General features: G+C 37.9%; 15 protein-coding genes. 4 read left to right on the top strand and 11 right to left on the bottom strand.

Translation table 11 applies throughout. The annotated features are described in order from the left end of the window. Window positions 1-59: 59 nt before the first annotated feature. From GQR39_RS03675 to GQR39_RS03665, 3 genes are read right to left on the bottom strand one after another with little or no spacing between them, the layout of a single operon-like run. Entirely contained in the window at window positions 60-2,096 is a 2,037-nt protein-coding gene (locus GQR39_RS03675; protein ID WP_165734825.1) for an FUSC family protein, read from the bottom strand. Window positions 2,097-2,106: 10 nt separating this feature from the next. Further along, entirely contained in the window at window positions 2,107-2,967 is an 861-nt protein-coding gene (locus GQR39_RS03670; protein ID WP_165721408.1) for an HlyD family secretion protein, read from the bottom strand. Between the two features lie 5 nt (window positions 2,968-2,972). Continuing rightward, window positions 2,973-3,176: a DUF1656 domain-containing protein gene (locus tag GQR39_RS03665; protein WP_008171772.1), complete on the bottom strand. Its 204-nt coding sequence runs from the start codon at window positions 3,174-3,176 to the stop codon at window positions 2,973-2,975. 394 nt (window positions 3,177-3,570) lie between these two features. On the opposite strand from GQR39_RS03665, the gene GQR39_RS03660 reads away from it, so the two are divergent. Genes GQR39_RS03660 through GQR39_RS03650 form a run of 3 tightly spaced genes read left to right on the top strand, consistent with a single transcriptional unit; the run spans window position 3,571 to window position 6,097 of the window. Then, a complete protein-coding gene (locus GQR39_RS03660; RefSeq protein WP_165734824.1) occupies window positions 3,571-4,680 on the top strand; it encodes a YjgN family protein in 1,110 nt (369 codons plus the stop codon). Window positions 4,681-4,689: 9 nt separating this feature from the next. Next, the gene (locus GQR39_RS03655) at window positions 4,690-5,712 is read left to right on the top strand and encodes a M48 family metallopeptidase (protein ID WP_010555376.1); all 1,023 of its coding nucleotides are present in this window, start codon (window positions 4,690-4,692) and stop codon (window positions 5,710-5,712) included. Continuing rightward, on the top strand, window positions 5,699-6,097 hold the full coding sequence (locus tag GQR39_RS03650; protein ID WP_165734823.1) for a DoxX-like family protein: 399 nt from the start codon (window positions 5,699-5,701) through the stop codon (window positions 6,095-6,097). The genes GQR39_RS03655 and GQR39_RS03650 overlap by 14 nt, the downstream gene beginning before the upstream one ends. A 54-nt stretch (window positions 6,098-6,151) precedes the next feature. On the opposite strand, the gene speB is transcribed toward GQR39_RS03650, so the two are convergent. From speB to GQR39_RS03620, 6 genes are all read right to left on the bottom strand, one after another. Then, entirely contained in the window at window positions 6,152-7,075 is a 924-nt protein-coding gene (gene speB, locus GQR39_RS03645; protein ID WP_007583987.1) for an agmatinase, read from the bottom strand. Window positions 7,076-7,078: 3 nt separating this feature from the next. Next, complete coding sequence (gene speA / locus GQR39_RS03640; RefSeq protein ID WP_165734822.1) at window positions 7,079-8,992, bottom strand: biosynthetic arginine decarboxylase; 1,914 nt, start codon at window positions 8,990-8,992, stop codon at window positions 7,079-7,081. 676 nt (window positions 8,993-9,668) lie between these two features. Continuing rightward, window positions 9,669-10,001: a YnfA family protein gene (locus GQR39_RS03635; protein ID WP_007378102.1), complete on the bottom strand. Its 333-nt coding sequence runs from the start codon at window positions 9,999-10,001 to the stop codon at window positions 9,669-9,671. Between the two features lie 77 nt (window positions 10,002-10,078). After that, window positions 10,079-10,948 (bottom strand): MYG1 family protein, encoded by an 870-nt coding sequence (locus GQR39_RS03630; RefSeq protein ID WP_024591604.1) that lies wholly within the window; start codon window positions 10,946-10,948, stop codon window positions 10,079-10,081. A 233-nt stretch (window positions 10,949-11,181) separates the two neighbouring features. After that, window positions 11,182-11,643, bottom strand: coding sequence for a GNAT family N-acetyltransferase (locus GQR39_RS03625; protein ID WP_024591605.1), 462 nt, complete (start codon window positions 11,641-11,643; stop codon window positions 11,182-11,184). 346 nt (window positions 11,644-11,989) lie between these two features. After that, a complete protein-coding gene (locus tag GQR39_RS03620; protein WP_165734835.1) occupies window positions 11,990-14,242 on the bottom strand; it encodes an EAL domain-containing protein in 2,253 nt (750 codons plus the stop codon). Between the two features lie 294 nt (window positions 14,243-14,536). Between GQR39_RS03620 and cysZ the strand changes: the two genes are divergently transcribed. Beyond that, window positions 14,537-15,265, top strand: coding sequence for a sulfate transporter CysZ (gene cysZ, locus GQR39_RS03615; RefSeq protein ID WP_101164106.1), 729 nt, complete (start codon window positions 14,537-14,539; stop codon window positions 15,263-15,265). Between the two features lie 73 nt (window positions 15,266-15,338). Here cysZ and GQR39_RS03610 read toward each other — a convergent pair whose 3' ends face one another. Further along, window positions 15,339-15,860 carry a hypothetical protein gene (locus GQR39_RS03610; protein WP_165734821.1) on the bottom strand — a complete coding sequence of 174 codons (522 nt, stop codon included), beginning with the start codon at window positions 15,858-15,860 and terminating at the stop codon, window positions 15,339-15,341. A 1-nt stretch (window position 15,861) separates the two neighbouring features. Continuing rightward, window positions 15,862-19,170: a hypothetical protein gene (locus GQR39_RS03605; protein WP_165734820.1), complete on the bottom strand. Its 3,309-nt coding sequence runs from the start codon at window positions 19,168-19,170 to the stop codon at window positions 15,862-15,864. Window positions 19,171-19,180: the final 10 nt, after the last annotated feature.

The following is a 19,180-nucleotide window of genomic DNA, read 5'->3' as shown; positions in this document are numbered from 1 at the left end:
TATCCATCAAGTATAACAGATTTCGTTATAACATCTGAACTCGAAAGCAGCGAATGGGGTTAATTTATCTTGCTGGCACTTCTTTCAAAGGTCAGATTAATGCGAATAAACATCCCTTTTATCGCTTCTAATTGATTTGAATCACCAACAGATGCGGCTAATTCGTTATAAAGATTATCAGACGCTTGCTTAAAGTTTTCATCAAACTTACCTTTGGTAGCCAGCATAAATGCATCAGCCAACGTGCGTTGCCACTCATTTAAGTATTTTAGCTTTGTGTCACCAGCAAGGTTTTCGCAAATTGAGTTTAATCGCACTGAAGCATGCCCTAAGTTTAGACCGGTAAGAGCCATATCGGTAACAGCGCGTGAGTGTGAACCCTGATCGTAATTAGTTAAACGGATTAACCTATCTGCCATGCGGCGGTTGTACCAAATACTCGGAGTTTGATGGGTATTTATTTCGAGTAAATCTTTATAGGTAGCCTTAAAAACACGATGAACAAGTAACTGAACACTTGGTCCTGTAAATAACTGAAAAATCCAAAATAAAATACTCACGCCAGCAAAAATAGCGATTGCAGAACTAAGTGTATAATCAATTGAAAACGCTAGGCTCATATCTGTGCTGGGTCTAACCAAAATAGTAAATGGAATACAAAACCCTAAGCCGTATGGCAGCGTTTGTTGATCAGCGAGTAACAGCAAACCCAAAAAGTACGGACCAGCTAATACAAGCAATAATATTTCTAATTGCCCTCCACTTTGCGACAGTAAATTTAACGCATAAAAAATAGTTACAAAAGTAGCAACAATTATACCTGCCAATAAACGTTTAATTACAACCTGCAAAATAGCCAAGGGTATTCGCGCCAGCATTATCGAAAATATGACCGGTAAAATCATAATTAATAATGCAGCTGAAGAACCTGTATTAATCCAAATAAATGCGCCGATAGAAAACACCAAAGCAGTTCTAAATCCAACAATAATGCCAGCTAATGGGTCGCGATATGTAAGCATACTGGGTGCATTTAATAATGTTTTATCGCGTTGTTCTAAAGCTCTGTATGCCCGTAGTAAAATTGTTAAGTCGGCTGCTACTTCTAAGCTTACATTGAGCATGTGAGATTCAAATGGCGAATCACACACCGTATTTGCTCTATAGTCGGTTAGCTCTTTACGCAGTGTTTTAACTTGTTCGGCGCAGTAATCAAAATCGTCAGATTCTTTAATTTGCGCGAATACGTGTTTAAGTTTACTTATTAATTTGTCTAATGTGGGAGTAATAAGGTCTGAGTGGTTTCGTTGCAGGCGACCAATTATTTGAATTGAAGCCAGTAAAGAAAGTACTTTTTGCGACAATTGATTTGCAGCACGTGAGCGCCCTGGACCTTTTGGCCCTTCGTACCTTACTGCGCTGGAGTCTTCGTTTATTGATCCTAATGTTGCCATAATGCCATCTATTTGCTGATGGCGATTTTCGTGCGAGCCTTTAGAATCAAGCTCAGTTACTAAATAATCTAACGTTTGGTTTATAACCGACCGCGCTTGTACTTGCAGTAAGTGTTTAACTTTTACAGGCCAAAACAAATGGCTCACAAGGCCTGCACATATCGAGCCTATTACTATTTCACTCACGCGCGCTTGTGCAATATCAAATATGCTTTGGCTGCTCACCATTGCCGGAGTAACCATGACTAAAAGTACAATAATAGCGGCTGTTACACCTGCCATAGCAAACGCATAAACAAAGTTTGCTTGGCGTACCATTGCCGATAACGCAGAGTTTACCCCCAACCATAATGCCAATGCACCGAGCGCTAAATAAGGGTAGAGAATTAACTGAGTTAAAAGCAATATGCCAAATAAACCACCCACTATAGTGCCTATTATTTGGCAAATTGCTTTTTCAATAACCAATCCGCTTTGCGGGCGTAATTGCAAAAATATAGCCGAGACTAACGCCCAATAAGGTCTTTCAAGATTAAGCCACATAGCAATAGTAAGCGCCATTACCATGGCTATAACGCCCTTAGTCGCAAAAATAATTGCCTGTTTTTTAGGAAAAAACAAATTTTGTAATACAACGCCCACTGTCTTCCCCTTAACGTGTAGCGAGATGTATTGTGGCGGTCATTCCTGCGCTTAACTGTGTATCTTCGGGCAATGAATCTAACTTAATATCAACAGGAATACGTTGCGATAAACGTACCCAATTAAATGTTTGTTGTACTTGTGGTAAAAGCTGCCCGTTACTTTGTGTATTCGTATTTGCAATTGCTTTACCTACACTCACTACATGCCCCGTTAATTGCTTACCACCGCTTAAAAGCGCTATTTTAGCTTTTTGATCAGGATAAATAAGCGGTATTTTACTCTCTTCAAAGTAACCCGTTACGTAAAATGAATCTGACTGCACGATAGCAAACACAGGTGTGCCTTGAGCTACATAGTTACCTTGGCGTAAATTCAGATTAATTATTTGCCCCGATGCAGGCGCAACAATTTTAGTTCTATCAACATTTAATTGCGCAATTGTTTGCTCTGTTTTAGCTAGGTTATAATTTGCCTCAGCAATTTTAGTATTGATACGTGTTGATTCTAGCGTTTCTTCACTTATTGCCTGTTGAGTGTTTAGCTCAACACGTCTTTCGTATTTATGTTTAGCAAGCTCCCATGTATATAGCGTATTTTCTGTATTGGCTTTACTTTTATCAAGCGCTGCTTGGTAACGCTTTTGATCAACATTAAAAAGTACTTCGCCTTTTTGTACGTTTTGACCATCTTTAATGTTTAAAGCAGTCACCCAACCCGACACGTCTGGAGCAATTGTAACTATGTCTGCTCGAATGCGACCGTCGCGCGTCCAAGGAGTATGCATGTAGTCAGTCCATACCCAACGCCCAGCAAAAACCGCAGCTATAACAACCAATATAGTAAAAGTAATACGCAGATATTTAATCATTCAATTTATCTTCCACTTAGTAAATAGACGGCCAGTGCCAAGTAACAAACAAATAGTGACACTTCAAACCAAGCCACTTTCCAAATACGGTCATGCCAATCTAGTCGATGCAAAGCAAAACGAGTCAGCGCTGTTAAAATAAACGCAATTGGGAAGTAAACAATCAGCGGGCTAAACTCTAATCCCCCTAACACGACTGCTTGAAACATAATAAATATCCTAATGTTATTTAAAGCGGTGATAAAAGCTGTAAAACCTAAATAAATTTACATCCCCACTACTCTTACAATCTATTATTTTGGCATATAAATCAATTAGCTTAATTGTACGTAGGTGTGCTTAATACATAATTAATGCCATTACATTTAAGCAGCATTAACTATGTATAGTAGCTAAATCGCATATTAAAAAGCTAAAGATCCCAGTTACCAGCCAAATAAATAAAACCAGCGAGGTTTATTTATAAAAAAGTATTAGAGTATTTAACTCAATACTTAAAACGCCTATTTATAGCTGTTTACAGAAGGGTGAGATAATTATAAACATTGAATTTTGCACTAAAAATGGGTAAATTAACAAAAAAACAACATGGATATAATTTTAATGGAATCAATACACCCTACCCCATCTGAAACAACCCCACCAATAAATGAGCCTGCTGAACCAATTTTTAGCGGAAAAGTGCAGTTTAGTGGTAAAGGCGGTGAGTTTTTTGGAATTTGGATTGTAAATATATTACTTAGCGTTATTACGCTTGGCATATACTCAGCGTGGGCTAAAGTACGTACGCATCGCTATTTTTACGGCCACACCCGTATAGATGGTCATAGCTTTGACTACCTAGCAACGCCAATACAAATTTTAAAAGGTCGGATTTTAGCGGTTATTGTATTTTTTATTTATACATTTTCTATTAGCTTTATGCCTATTTTAGGCCTGTTTATTGCTCTTGGTTTTATTTTTTTAATGCCATGGATTATTAACCAAGGTTTACGTTTTAATCTGCGTATGACCCGCCATCGTAATGTTCACTTTGCTTTTAAAGGCAATTATGGCGAAGCCTTTGTTAACTTTATACTATTACCTATTGCCAGCATATTTACGCTTTATTTATTAATGCCTTACGTTATAAAACGTATTGATAGCTATATCCATAGCAATATTAGTTATGGCGACAAACCGCTTACTGTAAATCTAAAAGGCGAAACCTATTACTTAACAGCGCTTATTTGCTTTGTAGTGAGCTCTATCACCATGGTGGTATTTATGGGGATTTTAGGGTTATTTGGCCTCAACTTAGTAGATATTGAAAACCAACAAAATTTAGAAAACTCTGCAGCTATGGTTATGCTTCCTATCTTTATGATGATTGCCTATGTGCTAATGATTGCCATTGTTTCTGCTGTATGGCACGCCGCTATTAGAAATCACATTTTTGATAACAGCTATTTTGAAGGCGTTGCTACATTTAAATCAGAGCTAAAACCAATTCCTTTCGCTGTTTTACTATTAACTAATATGTTGGCTATTGTATTTTCTTTAGGCCTTGCATACCCATGGACAAAAGTACGTACATCAAAAATGCTCGCTGATGTAACTAACGTCACTATTTATCCTGGTGCATTAAACCTAATTGATACCGCGCAAGAACAGCAATCATCATTTGCTGAAGAAGCTGCAAACGTATTTGATATTGACCTTTCTCTAACTTAAGAGCTCACTATGCATGTAAAGGGACATTTTTTCCCCATCGCATCGAGTAACTATCAAGTGTGTGTTGCAACTATTAGCGACACACACATTGAAGTTATCAACGATGAACACGTTATAGCTCGCCACGCAATCTCAAGTCTAAAATTAAGTTCGGGGATGGCAGGACTTGCCGACGAACTAAACTTTGAAGATGGCAGTCGTTTTATTCCTCAAGATGTAAGTTACAGATGGCCATTTAAAGAAAATAACCATCACATAATGGAGCGCCTTGAAAAAAGTAAATGGGCAATTTTAGCCGCAGTCATATTTACGCCACTTTTTATGTGGTTAGTACTTTATAAAGCGGTACCGGCTATTGCTGTTTACAGTGTTGATACCCTGCCACGTAATGTTGTGGAACAAATGGGGGAGCAAAGCTTTACACTTATTAAAAAGATTGCGCTTGACCCAAGTGAGCTGCCCGCAGAGCAGCAAACTAAAGTACAAGCACATTTTACAAATATGCTTAATGCGTTATCGCTTGATCAATCGGTTTATAGATTATCGTTTTATAAATCAGACAGCTTTGGTGCTAACGCGTTTGCACTACCCCATGGCCGTATCGTGGTCACAGATGATTTAGCAAATTTACTTGCCGATAAACCCAATGCACTAAAAGCGGTATTGCTACACGAAATGGGCCATGTAGTCCACCAGCATAGCGTACGTATTACAGCACAATCTGCCGCAAGTACGATTGTGCTAGCGGTTGTATTTGGTGATTTAGAAGGGGTTGCAGAGGTTGCATTAGGTACGGGTGCATCGTTTGCTCAGCAAGGGTTTTCACGAGATATGGAACGCGAGGCAGATACCTTTGCACTCACTCAATTAGAGTCGCTTGGGTATTCGAGTAATGACTTTGCTGATGCAATAGAAGCCCTACAAGAAAGCCATACCAGCGAAAACGAGCACCTCGAAAAAGTAAATGACTTTTTAGAGTACTTATCTAGCCACCCAAGTGCACAAGAGCGTATTGACAATGCTAGGAAATAATCGCGGTTATATTCAACTTGCTCGCTACATAGTGAGTTTAAGTTGGATATATCATGGCTTTTTTCCAAAGCTTTATCATATTGCACCACTTGAAAAATTAATGACTGGCAGTGCTGGTTTTTCAGCAGAAGTGTCTGACTTAATTACAAGTTCGGCGGGTGTTGGCGAAATTATATTTGGATTGTGTTTATTTGTGTTTTATAAAAATAAACACCTAGTAATTTTAAATATTTTAGCATTAATTGGCCTTTTACTCGCTGTAGTTGCAATGCAGCCACAATTACTTATTGAAGCATTTAACCCTGTTACTACTAACCTGCCTCTTATTGGGCTAAGCGTTATTTGGTTAAAGGAAATTAAGCTGCAGAATAATCGATACCTCTAACTAAAAAAGGGTATGCAAGCGCATACCCTTTTTTGTAGTACAAAATTTGTAAAGTTAGTACTTATTTTTATGCGTCCACAAATGCAATAATTCGCTCGCAATGGTTGCTGCGGCAATAGCGGTAAGCTCACTTTGGTCGTACGAAGGTGATACTTCTACCACATCCATACCTACCATGTTTATGCCTTTTAGCGCACGCAGTACTTTAAGTACTTTATCTGACGTTAAACCACCGCACACAGGAGTGCCTGTACCAGGCGCAAACGCAGGGTCTAAACAATCTATATCAAACGTTAAGTAAACAGGTAGGTCACCTACTCGTTCAAGTATTTGCGCTGCAATATCATTTGCATGTAAATCGTTGGCTTGCATTGCATCAATCACAGCAAACTCATGTTTGCTTTGATCAAAGTCGGTACGAATACCTATTTGTATACTGTGCTCAACATCAATTAGCCCTTCCATTGGCGCATGATAAAACATAGTGCCGTGATCAAATCGCGAGCCGTTGCTATAGGTATCTGTGTGCGCATCAAAGTGCACTAACGCCATTTTGCCATGTATTTTTGCATGAGCACGTAATAGCGGAAGCGTCACAAAGTGATCGCCCCCTAAACCTAATAGCGTTTTACCTTGGCGAAGTATTTGCTCAGCAGCCATTTCTAGTTGCGCAGTAAAATACTCAGGATCGCCAACGGGGTAAGTAAAGTCCCCTGCGTCTGCCACTTTTAAGCGCTCAAACAACGGGAACGTCCACGGGTACTTAGTGTCTTCCCATGCTAAATGAACCGACGCACGACGAATCGCATCAGGACCTAAACGTGCACCAGGGCGACCCGATGTCGCTAAATCAAACGGTAAGCCTAAAACGACTACGTCTGCATCAATTGCATTAATATTTTGCACCATAGGACGACGTAAAAACGTCATCCCATTTGAGTACAATGAGTGATCTGCGTGACCAAACAAAGTCGACATTGCTTATAACTCTTCTAAATAAGTGTAGCCATCAAGGCCGCTTTGCAACTCGTCTAAAACGCTTTGCTGTTCGTGTTTTTCAATTTTAGTGCTTACTAACTGCTCGTATGATTGCTGAAAACTTTCAACATCTAAATGTACATAGCGCATCATATCGGCAACAGTGTCACCTTGGTTTATCTCGGTAATACTTGCAACGCCTTGCTCATCCATATTAACAATTGCGCTGTGCGTATCGCCAAACAAGTTATGCATGTCACCTAAAATTTCTTGATAAGCACCCACCAAGAAAAAGCCCATTAAATAAGGTTTATCGGCACTAAATTCTGGCACTGGTAATGTGCTTTCAATACCTTGTCCATCTACGTAATGCTCAAGTGCGCCATCTGAATCACAGGTTATATCAAGTAATACAGCACGTTTTTTGGGTGCTTCAGTTAAGCCACTTAATGGCAATACCGGAAACACTTGATCAATGCCCCATGCATCTGGAAGCGATTGAAATAACGAAAAGTTTACAAAAAACTTATCGGCTAAACGAACGTTTAACTCGTCAATAATAGGACGATGAAAACGGTTTTTATTATCCATGTGTTTGTTAAGTTCATAACAAATACGAATATTAATTTGTTCAGCCCACGCACGCTGCGATAAGTCTAATAAACCGAGTGCAAATTGGTTATGCGCTTCAGCTAAATCACCTTGACTGTCGTGATAAATTTCAATTAATGCACGGTCATCCGTTAAATCAGTTAACTGTACAAACGATGCCCACATATTTTTTAATAACAGGGGTGCATCTACTGCTGGCGCTACTAACTCTTCTGGCGTGTAACTTTCAGTACCAATAACATTAGAAATAAGCACAGCATGATGCGCCGTAAGCGCACGACCCGACTCAGAAATAATAGTCGGCATTGGTTGCTCATATTGCTTACATATATCACCAATGGTGTACACAATGTTATTTGCATATTCAGCTAAGCTGTAATTCATAGAGTTATGCGACTGGCTACGTGTGCCGTCGTAATCAACAGCCAAACCGCCACCTACATCAAGGCAATCAATTTCTGCGCCTAATTTACGTAGCTCACAGTAAAAACGCGCAGCTTCGCTTACACCTAAACGTACGTCACGAATGTTCGCCATTTGTGAGCCTAAGTGAAAATGTACTAGCTGAAGTAAATCAAGCTGGTTTGCGTCTTTTAAACGATTAACTACATGCAAAACTTGCGATGCAGATAAACCAAATTTTGATTTTTCGCCGCCACTCGCTTGCCATTTACCTTTACCTTGCGACGCTAAACGTACACGAATACCAATGCGTGGTTTTACGTTAAGCTCTTTTGCTTGGCTAAGCACCATGTCTAGCTCAGAAAGCTTTTCAAGTACGATATACACTTTATGACCTAGCTTTTCGCCAATAAGTGCTAAACGTACGTATTCTTTATCTTTGTAGCCATTACATACAATAACGGCGCTGGTTTTTTCAGCCAATGCTAATACTGTAAGTAGTTCAGGCTTGCTGCCTGCTTCTAAACCAAGTTGCTTTTTTTCTACTTGTGCTTGGCTTGCTACTATTTCCTCAACCACTTCACGCTGTTGGTTTACTTTTATTGGGTAAACTAATAGGTAGTCTTTAGGGTAACCATAGTTTTCAATCGCAGTATTAAATGCGCCGCATAAGCTGTGTACACGATGGTGTAAAATTTGCGGAAAACGAACTAAAGCAGGTAAGCTTAAACCTTTATCTTGTAGTTGCTTTGCGATATCTGTTAATGCAATGGTTTGCTCTGGGGCATGAGCCTTGGGCGCAACATACACATCACCTTGATCATTAATACCAAAAAAACCTTGGCTCCAATGACGAACATTGTAGCTCGTACGAGCTTGTTCTAGTGATGTTGTTTCTTTCATTTATCTTTCTCTTTTATTTAATTAATTAGTGCCAACTCGGCTAGTGCCGCGCATTAAAAGAAAAATAGAGATCTAAGTCCAACAAGTATTTTTACTCGTAACGAGTGATTTCTAATATTAACAAAACAACCAATCACGCATTGCCCTCCAGCGTATATAAAATAGGACTTTGATGATTATTAAAGATAAGAAAAGCTGTAAAAAATGGCTGTTTTTAAATGACTCTTTATAAATTTTATTAGCAAAAATGAGTTACCCTATTCAATAAAACTAATCTGGAATTACTTTGGTAATAGAATCTGCTTTTGAAGAATTAGAACCGAGTGTTCTACACGCTTCATATTACTCATAGTTTAGCCAACGTGTTGTGTTTAAGTAATACCTATGCATTTTTAAAATTGAATATAATCTGCACTTCTAAAACGCTCAGCATAACATCCACCAGCTTCAATAGTTGCTTAGCGCATATGTAGCGTTAGGTATTGCCTGTCGTATTGAAGTTGTTATATTTTATTGGCAGTTTGAAAATAATCGAGATAGGACTTTAAATAGCACTAGGGTGTGTTTATCTTTGGAGGTAGAAATTGCAGCTGTGCATTTGGTTTTTAGCCAAGACAGGGCCTATATGTGTTTTCCCCTATAAATAGGCGCTTTTTATTTATTGAGTATGAGCCAGCTATGCACTTTTTGGTGCGAACATAATTATAGCCATACCTAGCAGTGCAACTAAACCACCAATAATATCCCACATAGTAAGCTTTACGCCATCAACAACCCATAACCATAATAGCGCAACACAAATATATACGCCGCCATAAGCTGCATACACGCGCCCTGCTGCAGTAGGATGTAAAGATAGCAACCATGCAAATAGTGCCAAACTTAAAGCCGCAGGAATTAAAAGTAAAATGCTTTTATCTTGCTTAAGCCAAAGGTAAGGCAAATAACAACCCACTATTTCTGCTAAGGCTGTAATAGTAAAAAGTGCGATTGTTTTTAGTTCAAACATAATGCTCCACGCTAATATAACAAGCATAACAATCTATATAAATTGTTATGCTTAGTATTCGTTATGAATCTGCGTTGTTATTCGCTAAGCGCCATGGTGGCAAGTTTCATTGTGCTTTCAAACGACTTAGTGCCCGCTATAAATAAGCCATTGTGACAGAACACAGCGTCGTCAATACCGGTTTCATCTATAAACGCTTGATCAGATAAACCTGACCATGCTTTAGGAAGCGGTTTTCTATCTTCAAACGAGCCAGGCTCAACGGGTACTGTTTGTAATATCCATTGCCCAGAATGCGATGGGTAAACCATGTATAGCGCATCGCTTGATAAAATATGCACTGTTTTTTTCCACGGTGTGTATTTTTCAAGCACTATAACTCTGGCATCTTCTGCATTTTCAATTGCTTTAGCAACAATCGCTTTTGCATTTACACTACCGTGAGCTGAGGCGATAAAACGAATGAGCATGCGAGCTGCAAATTCAACAGCTTCATCAAAACAGGTATCAAAGTTACTCTCTTCTTCCCACGTAGGGTTAAACATTGAGATTGTTTGGCTCAAGCTTATTCCTTTTGATACACCTTCAACATGACCACAATCAATGGCATCAATGGTTGAAACTAAGCCTGAATCCACTCTATCAGCCACGGCTTGGTTATCATCACACAGCGCTAAGCCGTATTTTTTCCACACTAAACCAAATGATGAAAAAGGAATGCCATTTTCTCGCTCGCCTGCACCACCGCGTTGATGATGATCAAAGCGATTAGTTTCAGGATCGTATTCGCCACCTACATCAATTACAAAGTCGGCACTTTCTATAAGCGCTTTATCGCGAGTACGTACCAGTTTAAACGTTGGCAAAACATGTTTAAGTACCGCAATACTAAAAACGTCATCTGCATGAAAATTACCATTGTGGGTTACTACTGTTATTTCGCTCATTTGTTTATTGCTACTTTTAGAAAAGATAAAAATTCTCGCTTTGTAAGTTAGTCACTAATTATCGAGGCAGATTTTATACGAAGACAGGTGTTAAAAACAGTGAAGTATTTTTTGCATCACTATAAAAGCTGCTTTTATAGTTAATAGTTTGAGTATGACTTTTATTACAAGGTAATAATGAGGCCAGATATTTACGACACATTAAGCTTTAACATGTCGTAGCGTTAATAAGCTTATTGGCTAAGCCCTAACTCCATAAATACACTTTGTGGATTATCTACATATGAGCCAAAACTGCTACAGCGTTTAAAGCCTAAATTTTCATATAAATTGATTGATTTTATTTGCTTTGGACCTGTTTCTAAACGTATTAACGGGATTTTCTTTTCGCCAGCTTGATGTAATAAAATCTGCATAATACGTCTTGATAGCCCTTTACCACGATGACTTGGTTTTACATATAAACGTCTTATTTCGCCATAAGGCTGAGTATCAAATTTCTCTACAATCGCACCACAAGCGATAATACCTTCTTCAGTTTTTAAACCAATAGCATACACATTAGGTAAGGTTAATTCGTTTAACTCCAAAGACTGCGCTGTAGCAACAGGGTATAAAGAATTTATAAGTCGGTCTATATCGTCAAATACATTTACTACATCGGGATCATTAGGGTTCAAATCGACTAACTGCATAAAGCTTCCATTCATTGTTATAAGTTTATTAAGCTTTAAATAATATATTCAAGCGGGCATAGCTTAGCATTGTTTAACCAAAAAATCTTTAGTCCTTATTTAGCATATAGTTTGGGGAATTTTAGGAGCTAGAAAAAGTAAAAGTGACCTAGCATATGGGAAGTCTCTGTTAGGTTATTCCCAATTATTAAACATTGGCCTTTAAGTAATTAAGCTCTGAGAGCATTTCCGTACCAAATTTGCTTAATTAAGTGATCTATTTTGAGATAAGAAAACCGTGTCGATAACAAGGCAGAATTTTTTAACACAGTTACCGCCAGATTTAATCCCTCTAATTGATTAAGTATTATTGCGGATTGCTATTAGCACTATGCCATTTTAAATAACGTTCTTTATCCATCGGCTTTGCAACTAAGTAGCCTTGCATAGTGTCAATATTCATTTTTTTAAGTAAGTCATACTGCTCTGTTGTTTCTACGCCTTCTGCAACGACCACTAAGTTTAAGCTTTTTCCTAAACTGATAATTGTTTGCGCGATATTAAAGCCAATCTCATTATCTAAAATTTTATCAATAAAGCTTTTATCTATTTTTAATTCTTTAACAGGAAACGCACTTAAGTAAGCTAAGCAAGAGTATCCAGTTCCAAAATCATCAATCGAAAATAAAAAGCCAGCCGCAATGAGCTCTTTCATTTGCCTAATTGTATAATCTATATCACTAGAGAGCATTGACTCGGTTATTTCTAACTTAATTTGTGATGCTCGAATATCAAATTCATTGATAGTGTTGAACAGCTCACCTTTTAAATTTGATGAATTGAACTGACTTTGACTAATATTAATTGAAACACTAAACGAGTCGTCAATGATAGCGCTTGCTTTAAGCTCGTTAATTAAAATACATATATCATGCAAAACAATATTTTGTAGTTTTTGAATAAGTCCGTATTGCTCTGCAATAGGTATAAATTCGTTTGCTGTTATCAGCCCTCTTTGAGGATGGTTCCATCTAATAAGTGCTTCAGCACCAACAACATCACCCTGCGTATTAACTTGTGGCTGAAAGTAAGCACAAAACTCATTAGATGCAATTGCTCTCACTATGTCGGTTTCTAGCTCTGTTTGCTTTTCAAGTAGTGTTTGCAAGGCTGGATCGTAAAAGCTGCTGCTATTACCCCCTTTATTTTTAGAACGATACATAGCAGTATCTGCAAATTTTAATATATTGTCAGCCTGTGCATTTACGCTATCAATTAGGCAAATACCTATGCTACAACTTACTTGAAATGCAAGGTTGCCCACTTCAAACTTATCATGAAAAGCTCTTTGAATTTCTTTAGCAACGGCTTTACATTCTAGGATTGCTTGCTTTGTATCTTGCCCTATGTGTTTGAGTAAAATAATAAATTCATCACCACCCGCTCTGGCCAGTGTATCTGAGCCTTTTATTATTGCGCTTAACCTTTTTGATAACTCTACAAGTACTTCATCACCCGCACTGTGCCCTAACGAGTCATTAATACGCTTAAAGTTATCTAGGTCTAAAAATAATAATGCCCCTATATTTTTATTACGCTTAACACTCTCTACACACGCGCTTAATCTGTCGCTAAGCATTCTTCTATTTGGAAGATTAGTTAATGGATCGTAAAAGGCGAGTTTATGAACTTCTTGCTCAGCCTTTTTCTTTATTGAAATATCTCTGGCCATCCATACTACATGTCTTTTTGTAGGACTATTGGGGTTGTAATGATCTAAAGCGGCAGCTCGTCCCTCAAAAACTATACTTCCTTTTGGCACATCTAATTCATATTCAAAAATTTGCATCTCGTTAGTCGAGAGTGTTGTTTCAATGACGTCCATTATCATCTTCGCATCTTTTTGAGGAAGTAGGTCTTTAACATTTTCGCCAATAAGATCCGTGGTCGAATCAAGCAGTAACTCATTAGAGGTACCATAAACATCGGTATATGTGCCATCTTCACTTAAAATGAGGATGAGATCGGGCATTACTTTGGTGAAGGCTTTAAATTTTTCATTACTATGCTGTAAATTAACGACAAGCTGTTTTGCCTTCTCAAATTCGTTACTTTTCTCAAGAGCGATACTTGAAAAGTGCACAAAAAAATCTATTAATTCTAAATCTTGCTCTGATGGGGTTTTAGGTGTGCTGTGATAGATAGCAAACGTGCCTAACAAATCAGCTTGAGTTGAAAAAATAGGTGTTGACCAACACGACCTAAGATCAAACTTTAGCGCTAAATCTTTAAAGTCCTCCCATAGCGGTGAGATTTCAATATTTTCTACAATTATGCGCGATTTCGAAAATGCAGCAGTACCACAAGAGCCCACTTTTGGCCCTATGTGAACCCCATTAAGCAAACTACAGTACTCTGGGTGAATATTAGGGGCTGCGCAATGAAAAAGCTGCTGGCCTTTAACTGATAAAATGGAACACCTAGCAGATTCATTATCAATAATCTGCTCTATTGATAAACAAATTTCAGTAAGCACCTCATTTAAAGGTACCCCTAATGCAATTTTAGATAAAATGCCTTGCTGGTGAGATAATAACTTTTTTAACCTATCCGTACCCATTTTCACTTGCTCGCATTATTTATACATATTGATACAACAAAAAGCCTCTGGTAGATGCTTTTTTTCTACGTAGTAAAGTTCAGTATAGTCATGATTAGTAAGTTCATTCTTTTATTAATAAAAAACTAATCTGGTCTACATTGATTAATCATAATTGCATATTACTAAACACCTGTAGTTACTATATAACCAAAACCGCAACATTAAAGCTAACACTTTGTTACTTAAAATTACTGTTCAAAATTATTAAGCTATTTATACTATAACTAATGGTAAATATTTTTTGAGGTTACAGTGCAGATCACACAAGGTATGGAATATTTTTTTTCGGGATTTAAATTAATTAGCCAAAAAGGGTTAAAGCGCTTTGTACTTATCCCGCTTTTAATTAATGTTCTGCTATTTGGTAGTTCGTTGTTTTTCTTATTTGGATGGCTAAGTGATAGCTTTAGCTACATCAGTAACATGCTACCAGAATGGTTAAGCTGGCTTGAATGGCTAATGTGGCCAATTGCTGTATTAGTCGTATTATTTAGCTACAGTATGCTATTTACTATAATCACTAATTTTATTGCAGCCCCATTCAATGCTTTATTAAGCGAAAAAGTTGAGCTTTATTTAACGGGTCAAAAAATTAACGATGATGGTTTTTCCGAATTAGTTAAAGATGTACCTAGAATGCTTGCCCGTGAGTGGACAAAGCTGTGCTATTACCTTCCTCGCGCTATTGGTTTTTTCATACTACTTTGGGTTTTACCTGTCATTGGCCAAATACTATGGGTTTTGTTTACCTGTTGGATGTACGCAGTACAATACGAAGACTATGCGTTCGATAACCATAAAATTGGCTTTAAACAGATGAAAGACGATTTAAAATCTAAGCAAGGTTTATCATACGGGTTTGGTTTTGCTGTTATGTTATTAACGGCTATACCCTTTATAAACTTAATAGTTATGCCTGTAGCTGTGTGTGGTGCAACACGTTTGTGGGTCGATAATTATCGACCAAAATACCGTAGTTAATTAAGAGGTTGCTGACTTTTTAATATCCGAAGGACACCGCACCCGAGATAAAAAAGCACCTAAGGTGCTTTTTTTAATCTATTTTTAAAACAATAAACTCAAGCGATGCACGCCTTGGTAATGCGACGCTTTGTTTATCTACTTCTTCAAATTTTTTAATCAAAATACTAAAGCGCTGATTGTTAAAATTAACGGCTGTAACTTCACCAATTTTTATACTGTAGTTTTGCTGCTGATCAAACAGCTTTAGTGTTCGCCCTTTTATACGCTCTACGAATAAGTAAGGTGTTTGGTCTGGCATCTTTAAACGAATAACATTGATTTTACTTAACTCATGTACCGCCACCCAATTTTGACTCTGCATTAACGTATTATAACTACTAATGCCTTCAGGCTGATAAACAACATCTTGGCTTATAACGCATGTCTTACAGCCCTTTACTGATTCAACTCGCCAGTCAATAGCTGTATTTTTGTAATATAAATTGTCGTTTTTTAGTAACCATTCACGTGCATTGTTAGTATCGCTACACGCTATTAGTAAGCTTAAAAAACTACTACAAACAATAAACTTAATACTTAACCCTAGTTTCATATTAATGCTCTTTAATTGCTTTTAACTCAGCAATAATTGCACTACTTGGCTGCGCTTCTTTTATATAACTGGGCAGCGTTTCAATATTAGTAGGTGAGCTTTGTAAATTATACACCTTACTATTATTAGTATTTGGCACGCCAAATCGATTACCTGCACTTTGCATATAAAACTGCAAATTAAGCATGCTCCACTCATCTACATCACTAAGTATTGATATTGTATTATCTTGGTTAGTATCAAAGCTGGTTAGGCTTTCGGTGTTAATTGCATTACAGTTAAAATCAACAGGTAGTGAGCCATTTCGATTTAGCCCCTGTGCTTCAAGTATTGTGCTCTCATTTAAATCTGCTGAACTACCACTTGAATAATCAATAATAAAATCATCTGTAGAGCCTAAATGACTATTAGTATTTGGTGTAATATCGCAGCTAGCATTGCCGGGATAAAAACGCTCATAATAACGATCGCCTTCGTTATTACCTATTGTTGATAAACCCGCTAATTGATATAAATAATTCATAGAGCTTAAATGATTAGGCTTAAAGTTAACCTCTTCATCGCCACCATGGTATAAGCCTAAGTTATGGCCTAGCTCATGAAAGATAGTTGATGCTTGATAATTATAAGTTACATTGGTTGCTATTTGCGTATCGAGCGTTAAGCCCCAGCCGCCCATAGTTACCATTAAATCATTACCGCTGATCTCAGCAATACCCGACCCACTAATACTGCCATCTTCATTTCCACTACTTGCCATTAATAAGTAATGAAAGATGGGTCTGCGGGTTATATCGGTATATTCCATTTTATAAGCAAACAAATTAGGGCTACTTAAATCGTACTCAAACGGAGTATAACTATTAAAAGGGACAACATTTCCGCCACCTAAATCAAAGTTTTGCGGCGCAATATCGCTATTTTGATCAAATAAGTCACCTACATCAAAATGAACGGTATAGCCTTTACTTACAAATACACTAACAATTTTTTCAAGTGCAGTTCGATGAGGCGTTATTCCAACATCACTACTATCCATATAATCTATTTCAATAAATATATCTTTTTGTGAAGTACGCGCCCCCCATTCATACAAAGGCAGCCCACCAAATGTTGCTCCCTCTACCTCTGCGCAATCTGGAATACCGTCTTCATCATCATCTATTGAGCAAGTTATATCGTTAGGCCCTGCCGGAGTATTGAATACTGAGTAGTTCCAGTCTATATTTTGGTTGGTATCGGTTGCGCCGAGCGTACGCTTTAAGCTGGCGCCCTGCTCTGGCAGTATTTGTGCAGCATTTTCGCCTTGCCACTGCGAGGCTGTTACAGGCTCTTGGGTTGAATTTCCAAACTTAACAAAGTCGATAGTTTGTGTACCCGCACTATTAAGTAATTCTGCAAAACCATTTATGTACCAATAAGGCCTAATTTGATCATTCGCGCTACCAACAAGTACAAGCTTAGTGTTATTTAATGACGCACTTGCTAAAAAATCATCGCCAAAGCGGCTTTGTAAAATAATATAGGCGCCATTTAAAAGCTCTTTATTAGGCAGCGCAAATACTTGCTCATCACTCAACGTACTATCAGACATATTAATACTGCGAGCTTTAAGAGAGTAGTCTTGTAAATTTACTGTCGCACCGGTGCCGTTATAAAGTTCAATCCAAGGTAAGTCATTACTAAATTGCACAGATGAAAGCTCTGTTATTTTTATATCTTGGCTAGAAGTTGTAAACGAGGTGGCAGTTTGCGCCAAAATAGTTGTGCTATCAAAATTAGCTAAATCAGCTGTAACACGAACAATATATTGAGTGTCTTCATCAAAGCTTGCGCTTAAATTTACAGTATGAAAATAAGTACTTGTGTCGCTGGTAGTACCCGACAAACTTTCAATAGTTAAGGCCAAGCAAGTAGTAAAATTATCTGCTGATACTTGTACGCTTCCAGTACAAGTACCACTACTAGAGTTAACGGCTAAAGTACTCACGAGCATAATATCTGAAAATGTAATGCTAACAGGGCTATCTACAAATACTGGTTCATTACTATTTTGGGGCGTTACATTACTAATTGTAGCGGGCGTTGAATCAACAACGGTAACATTCAATACAAATTCAGTTGTGTCTTTTGTATCAGTCGCCGTTAACGTATAGCTTTGTGGAGTGATACTGTTTGCAGGAGGTGTGTAACTAAAACGTAAGGCTTGGTCATCAATAACACTGATTTGCGCTCCATTTAAATCATCACCAAAGTCAATCTGTACGCTATCGTTATCTGCGTCGCTAACCACTAAGCTAAATTCTGTGGCTTGGTTATATTGCACATTTATATTTACATCATCGGCAGTCGGTGGGTTATTTGGGGCTAATATTAAAACTATTTTCTGGGCGTTATTTGTAGCGTTATCGTCATCGGTAACAGTTACTACAAACGTTACATTGGTATTTTGCGCAACAGTGGGCGCATTAAAGCTAATACTTGTTTCTGTTTGGGTAAGTTCAACTACAGGGCCACTTGTTTGCTGCCAGGTTATGCTATTAATACTGCCATCGCTGTCCTGTGCATCTGCAACTAGGGTTACACTGTCATCTTTTTCAGCTTCATCTGGGCCTGTAACAATGACTGTTGGTGCGCTATTTACTTGATTAATTAAAACCGTTTTACTCGCTTGAGCGCTTTTACCGGCATTATCTGTTACGGTTACGCTAAAGCCTAGCGTTGTATTTTCAGATACATTAGGGGCAGTAAAACTAAGTACACCATCTGATTGGCTAAAATCAACATTATCTCCCGCAGACTGAATCCAACTAATAGTGCTTATGGTTCCATCTGTATCTTGAGCGTTAGCAACTAAGCTTACTTGTGTGTTAGCAAGTGCACTACTTGGGCCTGTAATATTAGCTGTAGGTGCATTATTTTGAGAAGTGATAGTGCCTGAAAATACTTGTTGTGCAGTAGCACCTGAATTATCAGTAACAGTAACTGAAAAACTAAAGGTCGTGTCAGTGGTTACACTCGGTGCAGTAGCTGTAAGCGTATTGCCATTAACAATAAATGTAAATTCAGGACCACTAAGTTGTTGCCATTGATAATTGGCTATTTGCCCGTCACTATCACTTGCAAGCGCAGTAATAGTAAACGATTGGTTAGAGACAATAACGTTACTACTAACAGAGAGCGTAACACTGGGCGCAGCGTTACCATAGGGCGTAGTTGAATCACTACCTTCTCCGCCGCCGCCACAACCTGTGATTAAAAGTGATAAAAAAAGTAAACTTAGCCATTTATTAATATTGTTTTTTACCACTTTTAGCCTC

The organism is Pseudoalteromonas sp. C8 (assembly GCF_011378685.1).
GTDB lineage: Bacteria > Pseudomonadota > Gammaproteobacteria > Enterobacterales > Alteromonadaceae > Pseudoalteromonas > Pseudoalteromonas arctica.
Note: the sequence above shows the minus strand (reverse complement) of the source record. Positions and strands in the feature narration are given on the sequence as shown.

Bases quoted from the DNA above. Each gene is read 5' to 3' on its own strand.
- GQR39_RS03660 (WP_165734824.1), top strand. From the start codon at position 3,571: ATGGAATCAATACACCCTACCCCATCTGAAACAACCCCACCAATAAAT.
- speA (WP_165734822.1), bottom strand. From the start codon at position 8,992: ATGAAAGAAACAACATCACTAGAACAAGCTCGTACGAGCTACAATGTT.
- GQR39_RS03610 (WP_165734821.1), bottom strand. From the start codon at position 15,860: ATGAAACTAGGGTTAAGTATTAAGTTTATTGTTTGTAGTAGTTTTTTA.
- GQR39_RS03630 (WP_024591604.1), bottom strand. From the start codon at position 10,948: ATGAGCGAAATAACAGTAGTAACCCACAATGGTAATTTTCATGCAGAT.
- GQR39_RS03670 (WP_165721408.1), bottom strand. From the start codon at position 2,967: ATGATTAAATATCTGCGTATTACTTTTACTATATTGGTTGTTATAGCT.
- speB (WP_007583987.1), bottom strand. From the start codon at position 7,075: ATGTCGACTTTGTTTGGTCACGCAGATCACTCATTGTACTCAAATGGG.
- GQR39_RS03625 (WP_024591605.1), bottom strand. From the start codon at position 11,643: ATGCAGTTAGTCGATTTGAACCCTAATGATCCCGATGTAGTAAATGTA.
- GQR39_RS03635 (WP_007378102.1), bottom strand. From the start codon at position 10,001: ATGTTTGAACTAAAAACAATCGCACTTTTTACTATTACAGCCTTAGCA.
- GQR39_RS03620 (WP_165734835.1), bottom strand. From the start codon at position 14,242: ATGGGTACGGATAGGTTAAAAAAGTTATTATCTCACCAGCAAGGCATT.
- GQR39_RS03655 (WP_010555376.1), top strand. From the start codon at position 4,690: ATGCATGTAAAGGGACATTTTTTCCCCATCGCATCGAGTAACTATCAA.
- GQR39_RS03650 (WP_165734823.1), top strand. From the start codon at position 5,699: ATGCTAGGAAATAATCGCGGTTATATTCAACTTGCTCGCTACATAGTG.
- GQR39_RS03665 (WP_008171772.1), bottom strand. From the start codon at position 3,176: ATGTTTCAAGCAGTCGTGTTAGGGGGATTAGAGTTTAGCCCGCTGATT.